The sequence below is a fragment of the Lactobacillus sp. ESL0700 genome, assembly GCF_029392095.1.
GTDB lineage: Bacteria > Bacillota > Bacilli > Lactobacillales > Lactobacillaceae > Lactobacillus.
In genome coordinates this window covers 162,933-180,942 of the sequence record NZ_CP113930.1, presented here as the reverse complement: position 1 = coordinate 180,942, position 18,010 = coordinate 162,933, and the positions used below count along the sequence as shown (strand labels likewise).

At 39.8% G+C, this 18,010-nt stretch carries 19 protein-coding genes; 2 read left to right on the top strand and 17 right to left on the bottom strand.

Features of this window, described 5'->3' with window-relative positions; genetic code table 11:
- Positions 1-107 precede the first annotated feature (107 nt).
- Positions 108-710, bottom strand: a complete 603-nt coding sequence (locus tag OZX63_RS00925) for a histidine phosphatase family protein (protein ID WP_277143820.1) — start codon at positions 708-710, stop codon at positions 108-110.
- A gap of 61 nt (positions 711-771) precedes the next feature.
- Positions 772-1,539, bottom strand: a complete 768-nt coding sequence (gene yaaA / locus OZX63_RS00920; protein WP_277143818.1) for a peroxide stress protein YaaA — start codon at positions 1,537-1,539, stop codon at positions 772-774.
- Positions 1,540-1,600: 61 nt separating this feature from the next.
- Here yaaA and OZX63_RS00915 point away from each other — a divergent pair, with 61 nt between their 5' ends.
- Positions 1,601-2,257 carry a hypothetical protein gene (locus tag OZX63_RS00915; RefSeq protein WP_277143817.1) on the top strand — a complete coding sequence of 219 codons (657 nt, stop codon included), beginning with the start codon at positions 1,601-1,603 and terminating at the stop codon, positions 2,255-2,257.
- A 56-nt stretch (positions 2,258-2,313) separates the two neighbouring features.
- On the opposite strand, the gene OZX63_RS00910 is transcribed toward OZX63_RS00915, so the two are convergent.
- The 9 genes from OZX63_RS00910 to ulaG all read right to left on the bottom strand — a co-directional run bounded on the left by OZX63_RS00910 (position 2,314) and on the right by ulaG (position 11,421).
- Positions 2,314-3,717, bottom strand: a complete 1,404-nt coding sequence (locus OZX63_RS00910; protein ID WP_277143815.1) for a glycoside hydrolase family 1 protein — start codon at positions 3,715-3,717, stop codon at positions 2,314-2,316.
- Positions 3,704-5,602 (bottom strand): beta-glucoside-specific PTS transporter subunit IIABC, encoded by a 1,899-nt coding sequence (locus tag OZX63_RS00905; RefSeq protein WP_277143813.1) that lies wholly within the window; start codon positions 5,600-5,602, stop codon positions 3,704-3,706. Before OZX63_RS00905 ends, OZX63_RS00910 begins: the two co-directional genes overlap by 14 nt.
- Positions 5,603-5,682: 80 nt before the next feature.
- Positions 5,683-6,378, bottom strand: a complete 696-nt coding sequence (locus OZX63_RS00900) for an L-ribulose-5-phosphate 4-epimerase (RefSeq protein WP_277143811.1) — start codon at positions 6,376-6,378, stop codon at positions 5,683-5,685.
- A 13-nt stretch (positions 6,379-6,391) separates the two neighbouring features.
- Positions 6,392-7,273 (bottom strand): L-ribulose-5-phosphate 3-epimerase, encoded by an 882-nt coding sequence (locus OZX63_RS00895; RefSeq protein ID WP_277143809.1) that lies wholly within the window; start codon positions 7,271-7,273, stop codon positions 6,392-6,394.
- A gap of 74 nt (positions 7,274-7,347) precedes the next feature.
- Positions 7,348-7,986 carry a 3-keto-L-gulonate-6-phosphate decarboxylase UlaD gene (locus tag OZX63_RS00890; RefSeq protein ID WP_277143807.1) on the bottom strand — a complete coding sequence of 213 codons (639 nt, stop codon included), beginning with the start codon at positions 7,984-7,986 and terminating at the stop codon, positions 7,348-7,350.
- An 11-nt stretch (positions 7,987-7,997) separates the two neighbouring features.
- Positions 7,998-8,303 carry a PTS sugar transporter subunit IIB gene (locus tag OZX63_RS00885; RefSeq protein WP_277133218.1) on the bottom strand — a complete coding sequence of 102 codons (306 nt, stop codon included), beginning with the start codon at positions 8,301-8,303 and terminating at the stop codon, positions 7,998-8,000.
- 30 nt (positions 8,304-8,333) lie between these two features.
- Positions 8,334-9,830, bottom strand: coding sequence for a PTS ascorbate transporter subunit IIC (locus OZX63_RS00880; protein ID WP_277143805.1), 1,497 nt, complete (start codon positions 9,828-9,830; stop codon positions 8,334-8,336).
- A 4-nt stretch (positions 9,831-9,834) separates the two neighbouring features.
- Positions 9,835-10,311 carry a PTS sugar transporter subunit IIA gene (locus OZX63_RS00875; RefSeq protein ID WP_277143803.1) on the bottom strand — a complete coding sequence of 159 codons (477 nt, stop codon included), beginning with the start codon at positions 10,309-10,311 and terminating at the stop codon, positions 9,835-9,837.
- Positions 10,312-10,347: 36 nt separating this feature from the next.
- A complete protein-coding gene (gene ulaG / locus OZX63_RS00870) occupies positions 10,348-11,421 on the bottom strand; it encodes an L-ascorbate 6-phosphate lactonase (protein ID WP_277143800.1) in 1,074 nt (357 codons plus the stop codon).
- A gap of 203 nt (positions 11,422-11,624) precedes the next feature.
- Here ulaG and OZX63_RS00865 point away from each other — a divergent pair, with 203 nt between their 5' ends.
- Complete coding sequence (locus OZX63_RS00865; protein WP_277143798.1) at positions 11,625-12,386, top strand: DeoR/GlpR family DNA-binding transcription regulator; 762 nt, start codon at positions 11,625-11,627, stop codon at positions 12,384-12,386.
- A 58-nt stretch (positions 12,387-12,444) separates the two neighbouring features.
- Here OZX63_RS00865 and OZX63_RS00860 read toward each other — a convergent pair whose 3' ends face one another.
- The 6 genes from OZX63_RS00860 to trpX all read right to left on the bottom strand — a co-directional run bounded on the left by OZX63_RS00860 (position 12,445) and on the right by trpX (position 17,586).
- Positions 12,445-13,416: an NAD(P)-dependent oxidoreductase gene (locus OZX63_RS00860; protein WP_277143796.1), complete on the bottom strand. Its 972-nt coding sequence runs from the start codon at positions 13,414-13,416 to the stop codon at positions 12,445-12,447.
- Between the two features lie 20 nt (positions 13,417-13,436).
- A complete protein-coding gene (locus tag OZX63_RS00855) occupies positions 13,437-14,402 on the bottom strand; it encodes an amidohydrolase family protein (RefSeq protein ID WP_277143794.1) in 966 nt (321 codons plus the stop codon).
- A gap of 107 nt (positions 14,403-14,509) precedes the next feature.
- Positions 14,510-14,851 carry a hypothetical protein gene (locus tag OZX63_RS00850; protein WP_277143792.1) on the bottom strand — a complete coding sequence of 114 codons (342 nt, stop codon included), beginning with the start codon at positions 14,849-14,851 and terminating at the stop codon, positions 14,510-14,512.
- A gap of 59 nt (positions 14,852-14,910) precedes the next feature.
- The gene (locus OZX63_RS00845) at positions 14,911-15,687 is read right to left on the bottom strand and encodes an ATP-binding cassette domain-containing protein (RefSeq protein ID WP_277143790.1); all 777 of its coding nucleotides are present in this window, start codon (positions 15,685-15,687) and stop codon (positions 14,911-14,913) included.
- Positions 15,677-16,579 carry an ABC transporter permease gene (locus OZX63_RS00840; protein WP_277143789.1) on the bottom strand — a complete coding sequence of 301 codons (903 nt, stop codon included), beginning with the start codon at positions 16,577-16,579 and terminating at the stop codon, positions 15,677-15,679. The genes OZX63_RS00845 and OZX63_RS00840 overlap by 11 nt, the downstream gene beginning before the upstream one ends.
- Positions 16,576-17,586, bottom strand: coding sequence for a tryptophan ABC transporter substrate-binding protein (gene trpX / locus OZX63_RS00835; protein WP_277143787.1), 1,011 nt, complete (start codon positions 17,584-17,586; stop codon positions 16,576-16,578). The genes OZX63_RS00840 and trpX overlap by 4 nt, the downstream gene beginning before the upstream one ends.
- Between the last annotated feature and the right edge of the window lie 424 nt (positions 17,587-18,010).

Sequence of the window (18,010 nt, the reverse complement as noted above, 5' to 3'; positions counted from 1 at the left end):
ACAGGGGTGACACCGTGTCACTTTTGTAAAATAATATCATTAGCTAACTTGTATAGTCAAATATTATGCCAACAAAAAAAGATTCACGAGGAATCTTTCATCATTTATTAAAACGCTAACACTTGGTTATAATAGTTAATTCGCGGCGTGTGATCGCGGTACGAAATTTTTGCTAAAGCACAATTCTTCATCGTGTCAAAATAGTTAAAATCACCATTAGTAAAGTAATGGGCAAACATCATCCGAATTAATGTACCATGACAAACTACCAAAACTTTTTTACCAGCATAATTTTGGGTAATATCATCTAAAAATTGTCCGCAACGCTCATTTAACTCCTCGTTGCTCTCGCCATGTGGAGCGTACTTAATGTAGTTGGCATTGGCCTTGCCCCAAGGATCAATCGCATCGGGATATTTTTGGCCCAACTCTGTTAATAGCTGACCGTCCCACTCGCCAAAGTTAAACTCAATCAACCGGTTATCAATTTTAATTTCTTTTTGTCCTTTAGTAAAAATCCGCGCCGTTTCCAGTGCGCGTTTCATTGGACTAGAAAACACAACATCAAAACTTGACGGGTCAAAATTAGCGGCAGCCTTTTCGGCATAAGCGCGACCAGTCTCATTTAGGTCATGATCAAAACGCGACCCCTGAATACAACCCGTTTTATTTAAATCAGTTTGACCGTGACGAACAAAAACAATTTCCATACTTAAACCTCACTTTTTCAATAGGTATATTTTACTATTAGTTGGAACAGTTGACACATTTTTATCGTCTCTTAAAGTCAAATTCGGTGCGAAAGACATAGGTATCGGCGGTGCTTTCTTCGGGCATAAATTGAAAGCCAAAATCATTAAAATTCTGCAATTCTTCGGGCTTAGCCAGCTGATTTTCCGCAATAAAGCGCGTCATTTCTCCCCGCGCCATCTTGGCATGCACGCCAACAGTCTTCCATTGGCCGTTCTTGTATTCTTGAAAATCAATATTAATCATGCGCCGCTTGGCCGATAAATACGGACTGATATTCTTGGAATATTCCTTGGACGCCAAGTTAATCAGAACCGATTCGTCATTAAATAAATTATCCGCAATTGTTGAACCCCAGAAGCGATATAAATTTGGTTCTTTAAAGCCGGTAACCTTGTTCTTCATCTCCAAGCGATATGGCCAGACGCCGTCAAACGGACGTAAGACACCATATAGGCCAGACAAAATCCGCACCTTGTCCTGTAAGTAATCAAGCGCTGGTGCAGTAAACAAGTCTGCGGCCATGTATTGGTACTGAATGCCGGAATAAGAAATAACCGCCGGCGTTAAATTGCTGGTCTGCGTTAAATCAAGTTGGGCAAGCTGGCTCTGACCTTCCTTAGCTGTTCGCTCGCTTGCTTGCCAAATAGCCTTTAACTGCGATAAGTCACAACCTTTTAAATAATCTGCTAATTGCTCAGCCTGCGGTAAGAACTGCGGCGTTGACCTTACCTTAAAGGCTTCACGGTCAACTTTCATCTTCATTGCTGGGGAAATAATAATTTTCATTTTTCGTATTTTCCTCCTTTTAGAGTTAAACTTAATATTATTATATCTAAGGAGAGATTTGATGAATCCTGATTTTGCAATTGTCTTAAATTTTAAACTATCTGACACTAAAAAAGCCAATGCTGACTTACTTGTTAAAACTGCTCGGGATATTGGCGCCCGCGCTGTCTCAACTAATGGTGACCAGACTGCCTTTCAAGCTGCCTGCACTAAGTACACCATCGCTTTAATTAACGAGCAGTCCGGACAAAGCTATACCCCAGATAACGTAATTAACGAAATGGTGACACAACGTAAAGCTGGTAAAGCGACGATTATTGATTTAGCGGTCGATGAAAACGGCGAGCTAACCGACGAGAGTCAACAACTGTTAGCGCCAATCAACGACTGGATGCACATGTTTGGCCATGCTTTTAATGAAAGCGAGCCTTGCAATCTTGCTGCTGACGGCGAGAGTTTTGTCCTGCAAAACCGCCACATGCATTACCAGAAATATGTTTTCGTTAAAAAGCCGCTTCCTGCTAAAATTACCGTTACTGGTTTAACTCATGAACCCAACCGGGTTGAATGGATTGAAAAACGCGTTGATTTAAAGTTCGCTTATGAAGATAACAAACTAGAAATCGAAGTAGCAGAACCAGTTGAAGTCTTCCCGTGGCAAGTCTTACGTATTCAAGAACACCGCCCAGAAGATGACATTCTTGAAACTAAATTCTAAATAACTGAATAACTGAAAAATTCCACATTTGTGACTCGCAAATGTGGAATTTTTATTTACTCTTCTAAACCGTTATTCTTAATTACATTTTGATACCAATAAAAACTATCTTTAGGTATTCTGCGCATGTCCTTTAAGTCAAAATCGGTGCGATTGACATAAATAAAGCCGTAGCGCTTTTTAAAGCCTTGATGTGAACTCAAAATGTCCATTACTGACCACGGACAATAGCCAAACAGCTCAACGCCATCTTGAATTGCATCATAACATGCTGCAATATGGGCCTGTAAATAATCAATCCGATATTGATCGTGGACTTTGCCATCAGCGGTCAATTCGTCAGCTGTGCCTAAGCCATTTTCGGTAATAATCATTGGCAGGCGGTACTTTTGATAATATTCATTCAAAACGAGTCGCAAGCCAAGTGGATCAATTTGGGCACCATATTCAGTTGCCTTCAAATGCTCATTCTTTTTGATTTTAAAATAGCCATAAAGGTCAAAGTCAATATCACTCACACGCTGACCAACTGGATGTTCTTGATCGGCCGGTAAATATTCTGCCGCTAAAGTCCGATAATAGTTAACCGCAATAAAGTCAGGCCGCGCACTTGCTAGAACCTTGTCGTCGCCAGCTGCAGTTTGCGGATAAATGCCCTGCTCTTGCAAAAAATGACGGTAGTAACCCGGATATTGACCAAAGCAATACATTTCCAAGGCATAATTAGTCTTAAAATTATCGTTCATTTTCGCTGCCCAGACATCAAGCGGCCGATCACTGACTGGATAAGTCATTGTCGATGAAATTGCTGGGCCAATCTTACCACCAGTAACCATCTCGTGACAATCATTCATTGCATACGCACAAGCTAAGAACATGTGATAATCCATCTGCGCGCGAACCTTCTCAGCCTCATCTTGCGGGACATTATCCATATTCATCCGTTCATTAACTCGCACCATCAAGTTTTGCTCATTAATTACCTGCCAGTTTTTAACTCGGTCGCCAAATGCCTTAAAGCAAATCTGAGCATAACGCCGAAAGGCACTAACGCAATCGCGACTAGCCCAGCCATTGTACTTCTGAGCTAACGCCAGTGGCAAGTCAAAATGGTATAGGGTCACAAAGGGGATAATCTGATTAGCCACACACTCATCGATCACACGATTATAAAAATCAATTCCAGCTTGGTTGACCTGACCATCGCCATCGGGAATAATTCTAGTCCATGCAATGGAGAAGCGGTAAGCCTGCATTCCCATCTGCTTCATTAGCTTAATATCCTCTTGATAATGATGGTAAAAGTCGCTGGCTACCTTGGTATCGGCTTGCTCATCTGAGTGTTTAAACGAATTGTAGTCGGCAACGGACTCACCCTTGCCGTCTTCATTCCAGGCACCCTCAATTTGAAACGCGGAAGACGATGCTCCCCACCAAAAATCATCTTTAAACTTCTTCATTTGTTACCTTACCCTTAAATTCCATTAAGATACTGCCTTGCGCAACTTCATTTTCATCTGTCATTGTAATTTGCGCATCAGGATCCGCATTAGTAATAATTACTGGTGTTGTTAAATCATAACCAGCCTGCTTGATTTTAGCACAATCAAAAGTGACAATCGGATCGCCCTTTCTTAAATGCGCACCAACTTCTGTATGACTAGTAAAGTACTTACCTTTTAGTTCAACAGTATCTTGACCAATATGAATTAATAATTGAATCCCATTATCCAGCAGCAAGCCAATTGCGTGCATTGTTGGGTATAAAACTTGTACTTCACAATCAGCAGGAGCGACAACTTCACCTTCTGTTGGCACAACGGCAACACCCTTGCCCATTGCACCTGATGAAAAGACTTCATCTTTAACTTGTGCTAAAGCAATTACTTTTCCGGCTAGTGGTGATGCAATTTCCTCATCTTCAGCTGCTGCAACTGGAATCGTAGCTAATTCTTCACTATTTTGACCCGACAATTTTTCTGGTAAATCCTTAAAGCCCAAGACAACCGTTAAGATGCAAGCGCCAAAGAAGGCAATTGCACATCCTAACAGATAACAAACAAAGCCCTTCAAACCGCTGCTGGCATAAACTGGAATGGTCAAAATTCCTTGGTTAGCAAAGGCATTACCAAAGGAACCGCCCCAGCCCATTAACGCGCCACCTAGAGCACCACTGATAACTGCATAAACCATCGGCCGTTTCAACCGCAAGTTAGCACCATAGATTGCTGGCTCAGTAATACCAAACAGCGCCGTCACCGTTGCCGAAGCAGAAACAGTCTTTAGATTCTTATTTTTGGTTTTCAAGAAAACACCTAGGGCTGCACCAGCTTGAGAAAAGTTGGCTGCACCCGCAAAGGCTAGCAAGTTTTGGTGGCCGGTCTTAGCAACGTCATTAATCCCAATCGGAATAATGGCACGATGCGCACCAAAGACAACCAAGACACACCAAATACCACCAATAAATGCCCCTAATAAGATCGGGCTGAAGTGCATAATATAGTAGTAAAGCCAGTTGATAAAGTTACCAAGATAAATGCCGATTGGACCAAACAGCATTAAGGTTGCCGGCACCATAATCAGCAAACAAAGTGTTGGCACCATGATAATCTTCAAGACTTCTGGCATAATCCGATCAATAAAGCGTTCCAAATAAGCCAAGATAAAGACGGCAATAATAATCGGAATAACCGACGACGTGTAGCTAGCCTTAGTAATTTGTAAACCAAACAAGGTAACCGGCGCCTTACCCGTCATCAAGTTAACAATTGATGGATAACAAAGCGTGGCCGCAATGACCATCGCAATATATTCATTGGTCTTAAATACCTTAGCCGATGACCGAGCTAAAATAATTGGCATAAAGTAGAACAAAGCATCTGATGCCGCGCTTAAAATAATGTACGTGTTGAACTTAGTAATGTCAGTATGATAAACATTGGTCGCAACAATCACTGCAATTGCCAAGAAACCTTTAATCATTCCCGATGCAGCAATTGCTGGTACAGTTGGGGTAAAAATCGCGGCAATTACGTTGAGAATTTTAGTTCCTATCCCGACCTTCTCTTTTGGCGCGTCATCAACCGAAGCTGAAGTCGTCTCACCAATCATTGGCTCAATTGCATCGTACGTTTTACCGACGTTGTTACCGAGCACAACCTGAAATTGACCGTTGGCATTCAATACTTGAATGACACCTTCTAAGTGACTAATTTCGTCGCTATTTGCCTTACTGCTATCTTTTAAAACAAAGCGTAATCTGGTAAAGCAACGCTCCAAACTAGCCACATTTTCTTTGCCGCCAACATTAGTCAAAATGTTTTGGGCCAAAGCTTGGAAATCCATCTTTATATTACCTTTCTAAAAAACAATTATATTAAATCTAAATAACACACTTTAAAATAACTTAACTTTAACTTTTTTTACTATTTTTGTCCATAGTAAGCGTTGGGACCATGCTTACGATAATAATGCTTATCAAGTAAGTATTGCGGCAATTCAGAACTTTGATGGGTCAATTCTAAGGTATGAAAATCTTCTTCTGCAACAACTTCTAAAACTTTAGCATTATAAACTGCCTTTTCAGGAGTTTCTCCCCATGCAAACGGTCCGTGTTGACTCACTAAAGCTGCTGGAGTTGCTTCATAATCTAAATGTCGCTCCTTAAAAGTTCTAACAATTGTCTTACCAGTATTGCCCTCATAATCTTCTTCAATCTCTTCCTTAGTTAACGCATCAGCTGCCGGAACATCGGTATAAAATGTATCGGCATGGGTAGTGTTTAACGCCGGAATATCCATTTTAGCTGCCGCAAAAGATACCGCCCAAGGTGAATGTGTATGAACAATGCCACCAATATTAGGAAAATGATTATATAAATACGTATGAGTTGGCGTATCTGAAGAAGGATTTTTATCGCCTTCAACTACCTCACCCTTTAAATTAACAACTACTAAATCTTCCGGCTTAAGTTCCTCATATGGTACACCTGACGGCTTGATAACATATAATCCCGCATCACGATCAATGCCAGATACATTTCCCCAAGTAAAAGTTACCAAATCCAATCTAGGCAGCGACATGTTGGCCTCATATACTTCTTCTTTTAACTTTTCAAGCATGATAACCTCCCCATTATTCAACTGCTTCCTGTGTAATTCCAACTTGAGCAAAAATTTTATCAAAGAAAGTCTTCGCAGCCTCAACTTCTTCCAGTGCATTCTCATCGCCGTTATCGCCTGACCACATTTCAATCGTAAAACTACCATTATAATTAAGACGAACTAATTCTCGCAATAAGCCCACAAAATCAACACACCCTGTGCCAAAAGGTACATTTTTAAATTGACCTTTAAAATCTGGCGTTACTTTTTTACTATCTTTTAGATGAATTGCACAGATCGTATCAATATAGTTTTCAATTTCAGCGGGCACATCATTTTCAGGCCATGCACTTAAATTGCCTAAGTCTGGATAAGCTTGCAGCCACGGACTTTGAGTTAGTTGGTGATATTGAGCAATCTTAGACAAATTATTAATAAATGGATCATCCATTGTTTCGATCGATAACATAATATTTTTCTTAGCTGCCATATGGACACATTTAATCAGATTTTCCACGTAATACTCACGAGATAGATCTGTCTTTTTTTCATAATAGACATCATAGCCAGCCATCTGAATATTATGAATGCCTAAGTCAACACATAAATCAACCGCCTTTGACATCATTTCTAATGATTTCTTACGTACATCGGGGTCAGCAGACCCTAACGGAAAGCGGCGATGTCCTGACAACATTAAGTTGTTAATCCTTGTGTTAGTCGACCACATCAGGTCACGAAACTTTTTGCGTTCATCATGTGTCCAATCCAAACGCGCTAATCGTTTGTCACTTTCATCAATTGAAAACTCCAAGAAATTAAAGCCTAATTGATGAACTAAATTAAAGGTTTCTTCCCAAGATAAATTCTGCGGCAAGGCTTTTTCATAAATGCCTAACGAATTTACTGTCATGTTATCCTTCCTTTCTAATTTAAAATAAAAGGGAAAGCCATGAATTTAAACCCAATAGTTTTCCCAATCATTAATTAACCCCAAATTTTATTAATTTCGTCCTTGAACTGTTGTGCAACAGCACGAGGATCGTCGGCTTCTCTAATTGCCCGACCAGCAATAAAGGTATAAACAGGTACACCCTTAAATAACTTCAGAATTTCTGGATGAACACCACCAGTAACAGATACCTTGAAGCCCATCTTGATCAAATTCTTAACGTTTTCAACATCTTTTTCAGACCATTTTTGACCAGCAAACTTGGCATCACGGCTTTGGTGATAAACAACTTGATGAATCCCATTGTCAAGCCATTGTTGCATTCTGTCTTTATCATCCCAGCCTTCATAAAGCTCAACCTGAACTTCAATTTCTTTTTGAGCATTGCTCATCGTTGGAACTGTTGCCGCATTAATACAGGTCATCCAATCAGCACCGGCATCCTTGCAAGACTTACCACATTTTGTTCCGGCATCAGCACACTTCACATCTGCCAAAACAATTTTATCGGGAGCCATCGCACGTAAATTTCTTACGGCACTTAAACCATCGCGGTAGACCAAAATAGTCCCAGCTTCAACAACATCAATTAAATCTTCAACTTTGCGTAAAACGCTAATTGCTTGAGCAGTATTATCACTGTCTAAGGCAACTTGTAATTTAGGTATCGTCATTATTATCTCCTTTAATTTTTCTTGAATTTTGTTGGAATATCGGATTCGTTAATCTTATCTTCAACTTCTTTAGCTGAGATAACATTCTTAATGCCGATTACCTCGCCACCACGTTTTTTTACTTCGTCAAACATTTTAATAAACGGAATTGAAGTAAAAACAACGTCATAATTACGGGCAATTCCTTTAGCTTCTGAAATTGAAGTATGGTCAGCTTGCGTAATCTGATAACCCATTTTTTCCATTGTCTTTTTAACGGTTCTCATCAACATTAAGCTAGTACCTGAACCGTTAGCACATGCAGTTAAAATTTTCATAATTCTCGTTCCTTTAACCTAAAACAAATATTATTCTTCCTTATGATTTAGCTTTTCCCAAGCTGAGTAATCCTCAGTAATTAAGAAGTAACCTTCTGGGTCTGCGCGGTACTGCAATTGCGGAATTGCCAGCAAGGCAATAATGATAATTGCAACACCAAAGTAACCTAAGTACTTCATAATTACAGTGAAGAATGGCCAAATAGTAGCCCAGTCGAACATACCAAGGTAGCCACCATAACGAGCCATACCAACCCAAGTAGCAATTAAGGCTGACCCAGCAACTTGAATTAAGCCAGAAATAAACGGCATTATCATGGCACACTTGTAACCACCACGATCGTTAGAGTACAAACCAATTGCTGCATTATCAAAGAATAATGGGATAAAACCTGCAATTACCAAAGTAGGCGAATGGAAGATCAGTAACAAAAAGATCATTGTAAATTGACCTAATGCACCAAACATAAAGCCAATCGTTTGTGCATTTTGTGAGCCAAAACCTAAGGTTGCAGCAACATCGATACCAGGAACGGCACCAGGCAACCATCTATCAGAAATACCCGTGAAGGATTCTGTCAATTCATTAACGAACGTTCTAACACCTAACTGTAAAATGGCAAGATAAACTGAGAATTGTAGTGCTGTTTGCAAAATGTAAAAGATGAAGCTTTGACCCTTTTGCATAAAATGAGCCTTAGTTAAGTAATCTGGACCTAATACAATTAAAATCGCACCAATGAATACCAGCATTAACAAAGAAGTTGAAACCATGTTGTCATTAAAAATTGACATAAAGCTAGGCAATTCAATGTCTTCAAGTCGCTTATTTTTATTTTCCTTGCCCTTTTTCATGGAATGCTTTTCAAGCATTTCAGAAATTTTAGCAAAGAAATAAATACCAAACATTTGTTGGTGAGCAACAGCAAAACCAGCACCATCGGTTAATTCTTGCGTAATCCCAACAGTTAAGTTAGAACCAACGGCCCAATAAAGACCTAGGATCAAACTCATAATTGCTAAAATTGATAATCTATTTAAAGTTGGAAAACAAAACAGGATTAGCCAAAAAGCCGTAGCAGCTTGTTGAACTTGAACATTACCAGTTGTAAAAACCGCTCTTAATTTAGTGTATTTAGAAAAGCGCACCAATAAAATATTGATAATATATGCAAATAAGAGTAACAGCATCGTATCTGCAAAAGAGCGACCAAAGCGTTGCATAATCCCTGCATTAACGGCATTTTGTCCAAAATATGGATCAATAATCATCGCACTTAAATGGAAACGATCTTTTAGCCCAACCAAAATTGGTCGGAAAGTATTAACCAGTCCACCTGATCCAGCTGACAAAATAAAGTAGCCGACTGTGGCCTTTAAAAAGCCAGACAAGACCTCGTACCACTTTTTACGTTCCAAAATATAACCGATCAAAACAATAAAACCGATCATAAATGCAGGTTGTCCTAAAACATTAGTGGCAAAGTAGCTCCAAATGGCTAGTAAAACATTTAAAACATTTTGCATTTGCTTACCTACTCTCTTTTGTGCTTAATTCGTACTTGTCCATCACCTGATGATAATCTTCTAAATTTTTAACTTTTCGTAAGTCTTCAATCAAGCCATCTTCCATCAGCATATTGGACAAGTTAGCAATATTCTCCATGTGCTGCTTGTTATCCTTGGCAGCTAGCATAAAGAACAACTGAGCATCCTTTTCAGAATCATCTTTGTCGAAGGAAACTGCTTCTGGAAAAATTGTCAGACCAATACCAGTACCCAAAACACCTGAACTATCCGCTTGTGAGTGAGGCATAGCAACCCCAGGCACAATTACAATATACGGACCATACTTTTTAACATCAGCAATTACTTGATCAATATACTTATCAGTAACAAGATTATTTGACTTCATAATTTCACCAGAAACTCTGATTGCATCTTCCCAATTTTGCGGATGCTCTGTACTGATATTAATCAAATGATTTTCTAAAAAATAACGTAGCATAATTCCCTCCTACCATATAATTATCTAAAAAAATAATTATAATAATTCTGGGAATGGTAAGTCTGGGTCATTCTTAAATGCATCATGGAAGCCACGATCATACATGTATTCAAAATTATCTTTATCTTGTGGATAATTGAATTCGCCGCCAACTTGCCAAATATATGGTTTAAACTTGTATTGTAAGCGGTACTTTTTTCTACTCCACAAAGCTAAAATATCTTTAGGATCACTGTAAATATTTGACCAAATATCGTAGTGCATTGGAATGATTACTTTAGTATTCAAAGCTTCACCCATTCGTAAAACTTGTGAATCATCCAATTTGTCAGTAATACCACGGGGATTTTCACCATAAGCACACAATGTAACATCAATTTTATTTTCATTACCGTGCTTAACATAAGTGTTAGAATAATGAGAATCACCTGAATGATATAAATTACCGCCTGAAGTTTCAAGAAGATAATTTACGGCCAACTTTGCCATTTCCTTTGGCTTAGTGCCAGCCAATTTAACATTAGGATCGTCTTCAGTTACTAATTCGGTTCTATCAAAAGCTTCTAGAGCCTTAATCGTTACAGAGCCTACTTTGACTTCGTCACCTGGTTTTACAACGATGATTTTTTCTTCAGGAACGCCCCATGACTTCCATTCATCGGCAACTCCTTGAGGCCCAATAAACTTAGCATCTGGACAGAACTTATTTACACAAGCTGCAGTATAAATATCTAAGTGATCGTGGTGAGTATGAGTAACGCACAATGCATCCAAATCTCTAATTGCAAATGGATCAATTACGTATGGCTTGTTACGCATGTTTGGCTGTAAGGCTTCCCCACCGGTCATCCGCATCATTTGGTGACCTTTACGCATTTTACCGTCACCATGTGTGTGCTTACCTGTGCCGTTCCACATATCAATAGCGATGTTGGTCCCTTCATGTGTCTTAAGCCACATTCCCATACATCCTAGCCACCAAATTGAGAATGACTTTTCGGGTACTTGTTTATCTGCAATCTGTTCATTTAAATATGTGCCCCATTCAGGGAAATTGTTTTCTGCAAAAACTGCAGGTGTAACTTCATTAATATTTGTAGGTTTTGACATTTTTTCCTCCTAAAAAGTATCTTTATTTGTTTTCATAACAGATTATATTGTTTTGTGTTATCGCTTTCAATCATATTTTATGATAATTTGATATTTTTATGATACTTTACGGTGTGATGTATCTTAATTCTAGAATTTATCACGATTTTATGATATTTTTTTGATAGAAAACGTTGGGAATTATTATTAACTAGGGAATTAAAATGAAAAATTCATACCAAGAAATAAAAAATAGAAGAAAAAAAATTATCGACTTGCTAAATCATCAAAAAAACATTTCGTTAGATGACCTTAGTAAAAAACTAGGCGTATCAATAATGACAGTTCGCCGTGATTGCAGTAATTTAGCCAATCAGGGGCAAATCGAACAAGAAAAAGGGATTATTTCCTTAGTTAAGCCTGAAGAAATTCCGTTTACAGACTCTGTAAGTTACATCAAGCAACGAATTGGTAAGGAGGCTTCATCTCACGTTGAAAAACATAATTGGGTCTTTGTTAATTCAAGTACAACCGCCTTTGAAGCCATCCCATATTTATTAAAAAAGGACGTTAATATCTTAACTAATAATGGTTATGCCGGAAATTTAGATATGCGTGCCAGCAATAGCAAAATTATTTTAAGTGGTGGCAATATCAGCCGCAAAATGATTATGAGTGGTGATTTAGCAATTGAACCATTTTTAAAAATTTATGCCGATTGGGCAATCATTGGCTGTGCTGGGCTTAGTTTAAATCGTGGCGTTTCTACGCCATTTATTGAGGAAGCCAAAGTCAACGAAGCAATTATTAAACATGCTCGAAAATTAATTGTGGTTGCTGATTATAGTAAGTTTAAGCAATTCTCTAACTTCACAATTTGCCAAGCAACCGACATTGATTTACTAATAACCGACTCTTTTACACCAAAGAAGATTATTGATGGCTTTATTAAAGCTGGGATACAAGTCATTCAGGTTCAACTTTAACCAAATAAAACAGGCTGGAAAGCAACTACTTTTCAGCCTGTTTTGTCTTATTTCTTCCTTATAAATATTGCGCAACCTGATTAACCATATTTTTAGCTTGGCCATCTCGCAATAGAGCAATGATATTTGTCGCTGCTTCTGCAGCAATCGCCGTCCGCGCTTGCAAGGTTCCAGTACCCGCATGCGGCGATAGCACTACATTATCTAATGCCCGTAAAGCTTCTGGGACTTCGGGTTCAGTTTCAAACACATCAAGTCCCGCACCAGCAATTGTTTTATTTTTTAAAGCAGTAATTAAATCCGCTTGGTTAATTAACTTGCCCCGCGCCGTATTAATAATATAGGCCGTAGGTTTCATTTGGTTAAAAACATTACTGTCAAAAACTCCGGCAGTTTGCGGCGTTAATGGAGCATGCAAGGTAATGATATCCGCCTTCTTAATCAACGTTGAAAAATCCGCATATTTAACATTAAGTTCCTGCTCCTTAGCGGGACTTAAGCGGTGCCGTTTATTATAAATGACATTCATCCCCAACACTTGGGCAAATTGACCGACAGTACTGCCAATTCGTCCCATGCCGTAAATACCCAAGGTCTTACCTTCCAGGCTCATCCCCATATTCTGGGGCTGACCAACATCAAGCCAGTTACCCGAGCGTAAATTCTGATCATACACATGTAACTTGCGCACAGTTGCCAATAATAATGCAATGGTCATTTCCGCTGTTGGCATCCGTACTGCTTGCGGAGTATTAGCGACCACAATCCCCTTAGCTTGGGCGTAATCAATATCAATATGGTCAAATCCCACACCGCTTGTAGCAATAATTTTCAGATTAGTACCGGCATCAATTAACTCGCGATCGCCTTTTAGCCCCATCAGAAGCAAACCATCATATTCGGGCAGCATTCGTAATACTTCTCCACGTGAAAATGGCTTATCTAGTGGATAAGTAACATCAAATTCTGCCTGCAGCTTTTTAATTCCTGGCTCGGGAGCCTTCCCAGTTACCAATACTTTTTGTTTCATTAAACTTTCCTTTCTAGTGACTAACCTTCATTAGCCGCCTTAACAGCCGCGATTGCCGCTTTTTTAAAATAAATTCGCTCCGCATTGTTATACATCACATCCGCCAGTTCATCTGGAGTAAAAATCGTAGTCCGCTCTAACCAAGTTGCCAAACTTTGATAAGAATTAAAGGTGGCTGACCACGGTGCATCACTGCCCCAAATAATCCGCTTAGCACCTAAGATTTGTTTAGCAAGTGTGACATCTTTTTGACAGCGCGTAAATGGTTCAGCAGTTTCACCTTCAATATCTTGAATTGCCGCAATATCAGTATAGATATTGTGATAAGGCTGCCACTGCTCTAGTGCATTTTGCAGGCGATCTAAATGATCAGCATTTGGAAAAGACAAGTGGCAAACCACAAAGTCTAGTTGAGGGTACATTTTAGCCAAGTTGACAATTGCCTCCGGCTGATAGCTAACTTGTGAATAATCACCGTAATCCACAGTAACCACAAAGCCGGGATAATCACTAAGATAATGAAAAATGCGACCAATGCGCGGATCGGTATCCAACCGAAACGGCGTGGTCACGTGATACCCAGTCATGCCACCACCCTGACTAATTTCAAACTTCATCGCCCTAAAGCCCAATTTTTCAACATGCCGCTTAACAATTTGCATGTAAAATTCGCTAAACGGGTCTACCGAAAAGGCACCAATAAAGTGATCAGGATATTTTTTAACTGCCTGATAAGAATAATAATTTTGAAAGCCATATAGACTGCCCTGCAATAAAACAGCTTTAGCAACATCGTTAGCTGCCAAGACTTTTAGCGCCGATTCAGCAGTAAAGGTATCATCGCCCCACCCATCTGGGAGCAGCTTAATCACGGTTTGATCATTATCCCAAATCGCCCGGCCATTGCCCAGAGCTGTTAGGCTGCCTTTCCCATTAAAGCCGGCAAGTGAGCGCACTAAATGCAAGTGTCCATCAATCTTTTTCATTATTAAACCTCCGTTGTTAATCCCTAGTTTACTACTAATAAACTAATATTTTTAAAATTAACCATTTTCAAGTAAAAAACCACGCCTAAACACTAGACGTGGTTTTATTAATCAATGCAATCAACAATTTCTTGAACTTCTTTTTCTTTTTGTTCAGCAGTAATTTGGTGGTCGTTAATTACCATAATTGCCTGCTGGATTAATGAAAAAATCTGCTCATCATCCTCATTGTCATTAATCAAATAACTAATTTTAAAATATGATTCCAGCTTTTTAGTATCGTCTTCTTCCAGCGCATCTTTGATAAAAGCCTTAAAAATTAACCGTAAGTTGCGTGAACGTTTATTGCGTTCCTGATTATTCTCGTAATAAGGCAAGAACAGCGCTACACACACAGCTGCAATCTCGGCAAATGCGGTTACCCATCCCGATATCGAACCTAATTCCATGATTTCACCTCTGTATTATTATACAAATATATCAAGTGAAAACCACATTTTCTTCAATATTATTCATCAACAACGAAGGTTGCCATTAGCTCTTCTAAAGTTAGCTTTGACTTTTGTTCTTGGTTAAGGTCAGCGACAATTTGGCCAGCTCGCAGCACTAACAGACGATTACCGTATTTAAGAGCATCTTCCATACTGTGCGTAATCATTAAGCAGGTTAACTTTTGCTCGGTCACAATTTGGCTGGTCTGTGCCATCAACTCGCGACTGGTTTTCGGATCCAGCGCTGCCGTGTGCTCATCTAATAACAGAATGTCTGGACGCTTGATGGTTGCCATTAAAAAACTTAATGTCTGCCTTTGCCCACCTGATAGGTGTTCTGTTGGTGTATCCAATTTTTCAGCTAGTGAATTACCCATCTGGGCCGCGATCTTTTGCAGCTGTGCTTTATGCGCTCCTAACTTGCGCAAGTGCAGCCTGCGGCGCTCGCCCCGCTTTTTAGCAAGCACGATATTTTCGGCAACGGTCATTCTTGGTGCGGTTCCCATCTTAGGATCTTGGAAAACGCGACTGATAAAACTGGTCCTTTTTTCAACTGACTGGTGGGTAATTTCCTGACCCTGATGCAATATCTTGCCTGTTGTCGGCGTAATCAACCCGCTAATCGTATTAAACAAAGTTGATTTACCAGCACCATTGGCACCCACAATCGTAATAAAATCGCCTTGATTAATTGTCAGCGATAGCTCGCGCAAAATTTTCGCAGCCGCCGGAGTGTGTTGATTAACAACTGTTGTCACCTTGTCTAAAGTCAGAACTGCCTGTTTATTTTCCATATTGGCTCACTCCTTTACGTAAAATTCCGTCTAATTTCAACGCGTGCCGCAATGTCGGTAGCATTAAGCAAACCGCTAAGATAATTGCGGAAATCAAATTCAGGTCATTAGTTGAAAAGCCTAGTTGCAAAACAATTAATAAGACAAACCGATAAATAATACTACCTAAGATAACCGCGATTAACCGCTGATTAAGGGTCAAATAGCCAAAGACTACTTCACCAATAATGATTGAGGCCAAGGCAATTACGATAATCCCAATTCCCATGTTGGCGTCCGCATAACCATTACTTTGCGCAATTAAGGCACCAGCTAGACCGACTAGACCGTTCGACAAGGACAACCCAAGAATTGTCATGTTATCGGTGTTAATGCCCAAAGACCGCGCCATCATTTGGTTATCACCAGTTACAATAAATGCCTGCCCTAAATCAGTTTCTAAAAACAGGGCAATTAAAATAGTGATTAGAATAATCGTGCCACCACCAATTAGGACACTATCAAAATACCGGGGCAGTGATTGGAAGATTTTAGCTGAGAAGAAGGTCTTTTGTCCTAACAAAGAGACGTTTGACCCACCCATAATTCGCAAGTTAACTGACAAGCAGCCGGTCATTACCAAGATTCCTGCCAACAAAATTGGAATTTTACCTTTAGTATAAAGCAAACCGGTGATTAACCCGCCAGCAGCACCACCTAAGAAGCCTAAAAGAGTAGCTACAAGTGGCGAAACACCCTTAGTAATCGCCGTTACCGTAATCGCTGCGCCCAACGGGAATGTTCCTTCAACCGTCATATCAGCAAAGTTTAGAATCCGAAATGTTAAAAACAAGGCGATACCTAAGAGAGCCCATAATAGTCCTTGCCCAATGCTTGAAGTTATTAAATTCATTTGATCACCTTCCCATGTTGACTAGCAGCGCGCATAATCGCTGCTGGAATTTTAATATGTAATTTACGCATTTCTTTTTTATTAATCATGTAATAGCCGCTCTTAACCGTCGCAACCGGATACGTTGCCGGATTTTTACCACGCAAAACTTTCGCTGCCATTACGCCGGCAACTCTGCCCATCTCTTTTTGACTGATAACGTAAGAGGCTAACCCGCCATCCGGCACCATTGTTTCCGCACACGGAAAGACCGGAATATTGACGTTGTTAGCAACGTTTACCAGTGTCTTCATTGCCGAAGCCACGCCATTATCTTGTGGGGCATAAACCATATCGACTTGGCTTACCATCTGGCTGGCTACTTGCTGGAGATCATTGGTGTTAGAAATTGTATACAGTTTTGGAATGAGGCCTGCTTGTTTCACAACACGGGCAAAAGCATGAGCGTTAGTTTGACCGCCATGATCGGATGACGTGTAGATGATACCGATTTTCTTTGCATGTGGCATAACCGCGTGCATTAATTCAAACTGTTTGGTAACTGGGTTGAGGCCCGAGGTACCCGTAATGTTGCCGCCAGGATGGGCTTCACTCTTGACTAAGCCACTAGTTGCTGGGGTAGAAATACCTGCCAAAATGATTGGTGTCGTTTTCGGTGCACTATTTGCTAGCGCCTGTGCCGCTGGTGTGGCAATCCCGACCAGCAGCGAGTCCTTATTGGCTAGCTGCTGGGACATTGTCTTCAAGTTACTTTGGTCACCCTGAGCGTTTAGAAAATCAATTTTCAAATTCTTGCCAGTAGTTAGTCCCTCTTCCTTCAGACCGGCAACAACACCTTGATGAATCTGATCAAGTGCTGGGTGGGTCATCATCTGTAAAATACCGACATGCACAACTTCCGTCTTAGGTGCAGTTTGGTTAGTTTGACTAGCTGCCTTGGGAGCTACAACTAAGTCAACCCCAAGAAACAGTAAGATAGCACTTATAAATGCGAGCATTCGCTTCATTTTTCTCTCCTTATTTTTTGTTAAGCGGGGGCATTTTGATAACAAAAAAAGGCAAACCAGCATTTGCTCTGGTCTGCCCTAAGGACACAAAGCCTGCTGCACGTTTTACCATGCAGACAAACTTCGTCAAGTTAAAAAGTAGTCAGCACGGATACAAACTGTTTGCCAGATCGTACCCGTTCTAGACGATTACGATCAATCCTGCCGGCTTTGCCAACTCTTATTCATGTTTAATGAAATCGATTGAATCATAATTATTTCCTTTCTCCAATTAAATTATCTTAAGTTTATCTTATTTTGCGTTAATGTCAAGAAAATTTTCTAAATGATTTAACCATTTAACCTTCCAAAACAACCATTTATCTCCAAGTGATAGCAATTTTAGTCAAAAACGAATATATTTAAAATACTAACAGAAAGGAAG

What these genes read in the sequence shown, in the direction of transcription:
- OZX63_RS00880 (WP_277143805.1), bottom strand. Translation starts at nt 9,830, where the DNA reads ATGCAAAATGTTTTAAATGTTTTACTAGCCATTTGGAGCTACTTTGCC.
- OZX63_RS00855 (WP_277143794.1), bottom strand. Translation starts at nt 14,402, where the DNA reads ATGAAAAAGATTGATGGACACTTGCATTTAGTGCGCTCACTTGCCGGC.
- OZX63_RS00925 (WP_277143820.1), bottom strand. Translation starts at nt 710, where the DNA reads ATGGAAATTGTTTTTGTTCGTCACGGTCAAACTGATTTAAATAAAACG.
- OZX63_RS00845 (WP_277143790.1), bottom strand. Translation starts at nt 15,687, where the DNA reads ATGGAAAATAAACAGGCAGTTCTGACTTTAGACAAGGTGACAACAGTT.
- yaaA (WP_277143818.1), bottom strand. Translation starts at nt 1,539, where the DNA reads ATGAAAATTATTATTTCCCCAGCAATGAAGATGAAAGTTGACCGTGAA.
- OZX63_RS00915 (WP_277143817.1), top strand. Translation starts at nt 1,601, where the DNA reads ATGAATCCTGATTTTGCAATTGTCTTAAATTTTAAACTATCTGACACT.
- OZX63_RS00900 (WP_277143811.1), bottom strand. Translation starts at nt 6,378, where the DNA reads ATGCTTGAAAAGTTAAAAGAAGAAGTATATGAGGCCAACATGTCGCTG.
- ulaG (WP_277143800.1), bottom strand. Translation starts at nt 11,421, where the DNA reads ATGTCAAAACCTACAAATATTAATGAAGTTACACCTGCAGTTTTTGCA.
- OZX63_RS00895 (WP_277143809.1), bottom strand. Translation starts at nt 7,273, where the DNA reads ATGACAGTAAATTCGTTAGGCATTTATGAAAAAGCCTTGCCGCAGAAT.
- trpX (WP_277143787.1), bottom strand. Translation starts at nt 17,586, where the DNA reads ATGAAGCGAATGCTCGCATTTATAAGTGCTATCTTACTGTTTCTTGGG.
- OZX63_RS00885 (WP_277133218.1), bottom strand. Translation starts at nt 8,303, where the DNA reads ATGAAAATTTTAACTGCATGTGCTAACGGTTCAGGTACTAGCTTAATG.
- OZX63_RS00865 (WP_277143798.1), top strand. Translation starts at nt 11,625, where the DNA reads ATGAAAAATTCATACCAAGAAATAAAAAATAGAAGAAAAAAAATTATC.
- OZX63_RS00860 (WP_277143796.1), bottom strand. Translation starts at nt 13,416, where the DNA reads ATGAAACAAAAAGTATTGGTAACTGGGAAGGCTCCCGAGCCAGGAATT.
- OZX63_RS00840 (WP_277143789.1), bottom strand. Translation starts at nt 16,579, where the DNA reads ATGAATTTAATAACTTCAAGCATTGGGCAAGGACTATTATGGGCTCTC.
- OZX63_RS00890 (WP_277143807.1), bottom strand. Translation starts at nt 7,986, where the DNA reads ATGACGATACCTAAATTACAAGTTGCCTTAGACAGTGATAATACTGCT.
- OZX63_RS00850 (WP_277143792.1), bottom strand. Translation starts at nt 14,851, where the DNA reads ATGGAATTAGGTTCGATATCGGGATGGGTAACCGCATTTGCCGAGATT.
- OZX63_RS00910 (WP_277143815.1), bottom strand. Translation starts at nt 3,717, where the DNA reads ATGAAGAAGTTTAAAGATGATTTTTGGTGGGGAGCATCGTCTTCCGCG.
- OZX63_RS00875 (WP_277143803.1), bottom strand. Translation starts at nt 10,311, where the DNA reads ATGCTACGTTATTTTTTAGAAAATCATTTGATTAATATCAGTACAGAG.
- OZX63_RS00905 (WP_277143813.1), bottom strand. Translation starts at nt 5,602, where the DNA reads ATGGATTTCCAAGCTTTGGCCCAAAACATTTTGACTAATGTTGGCGGC.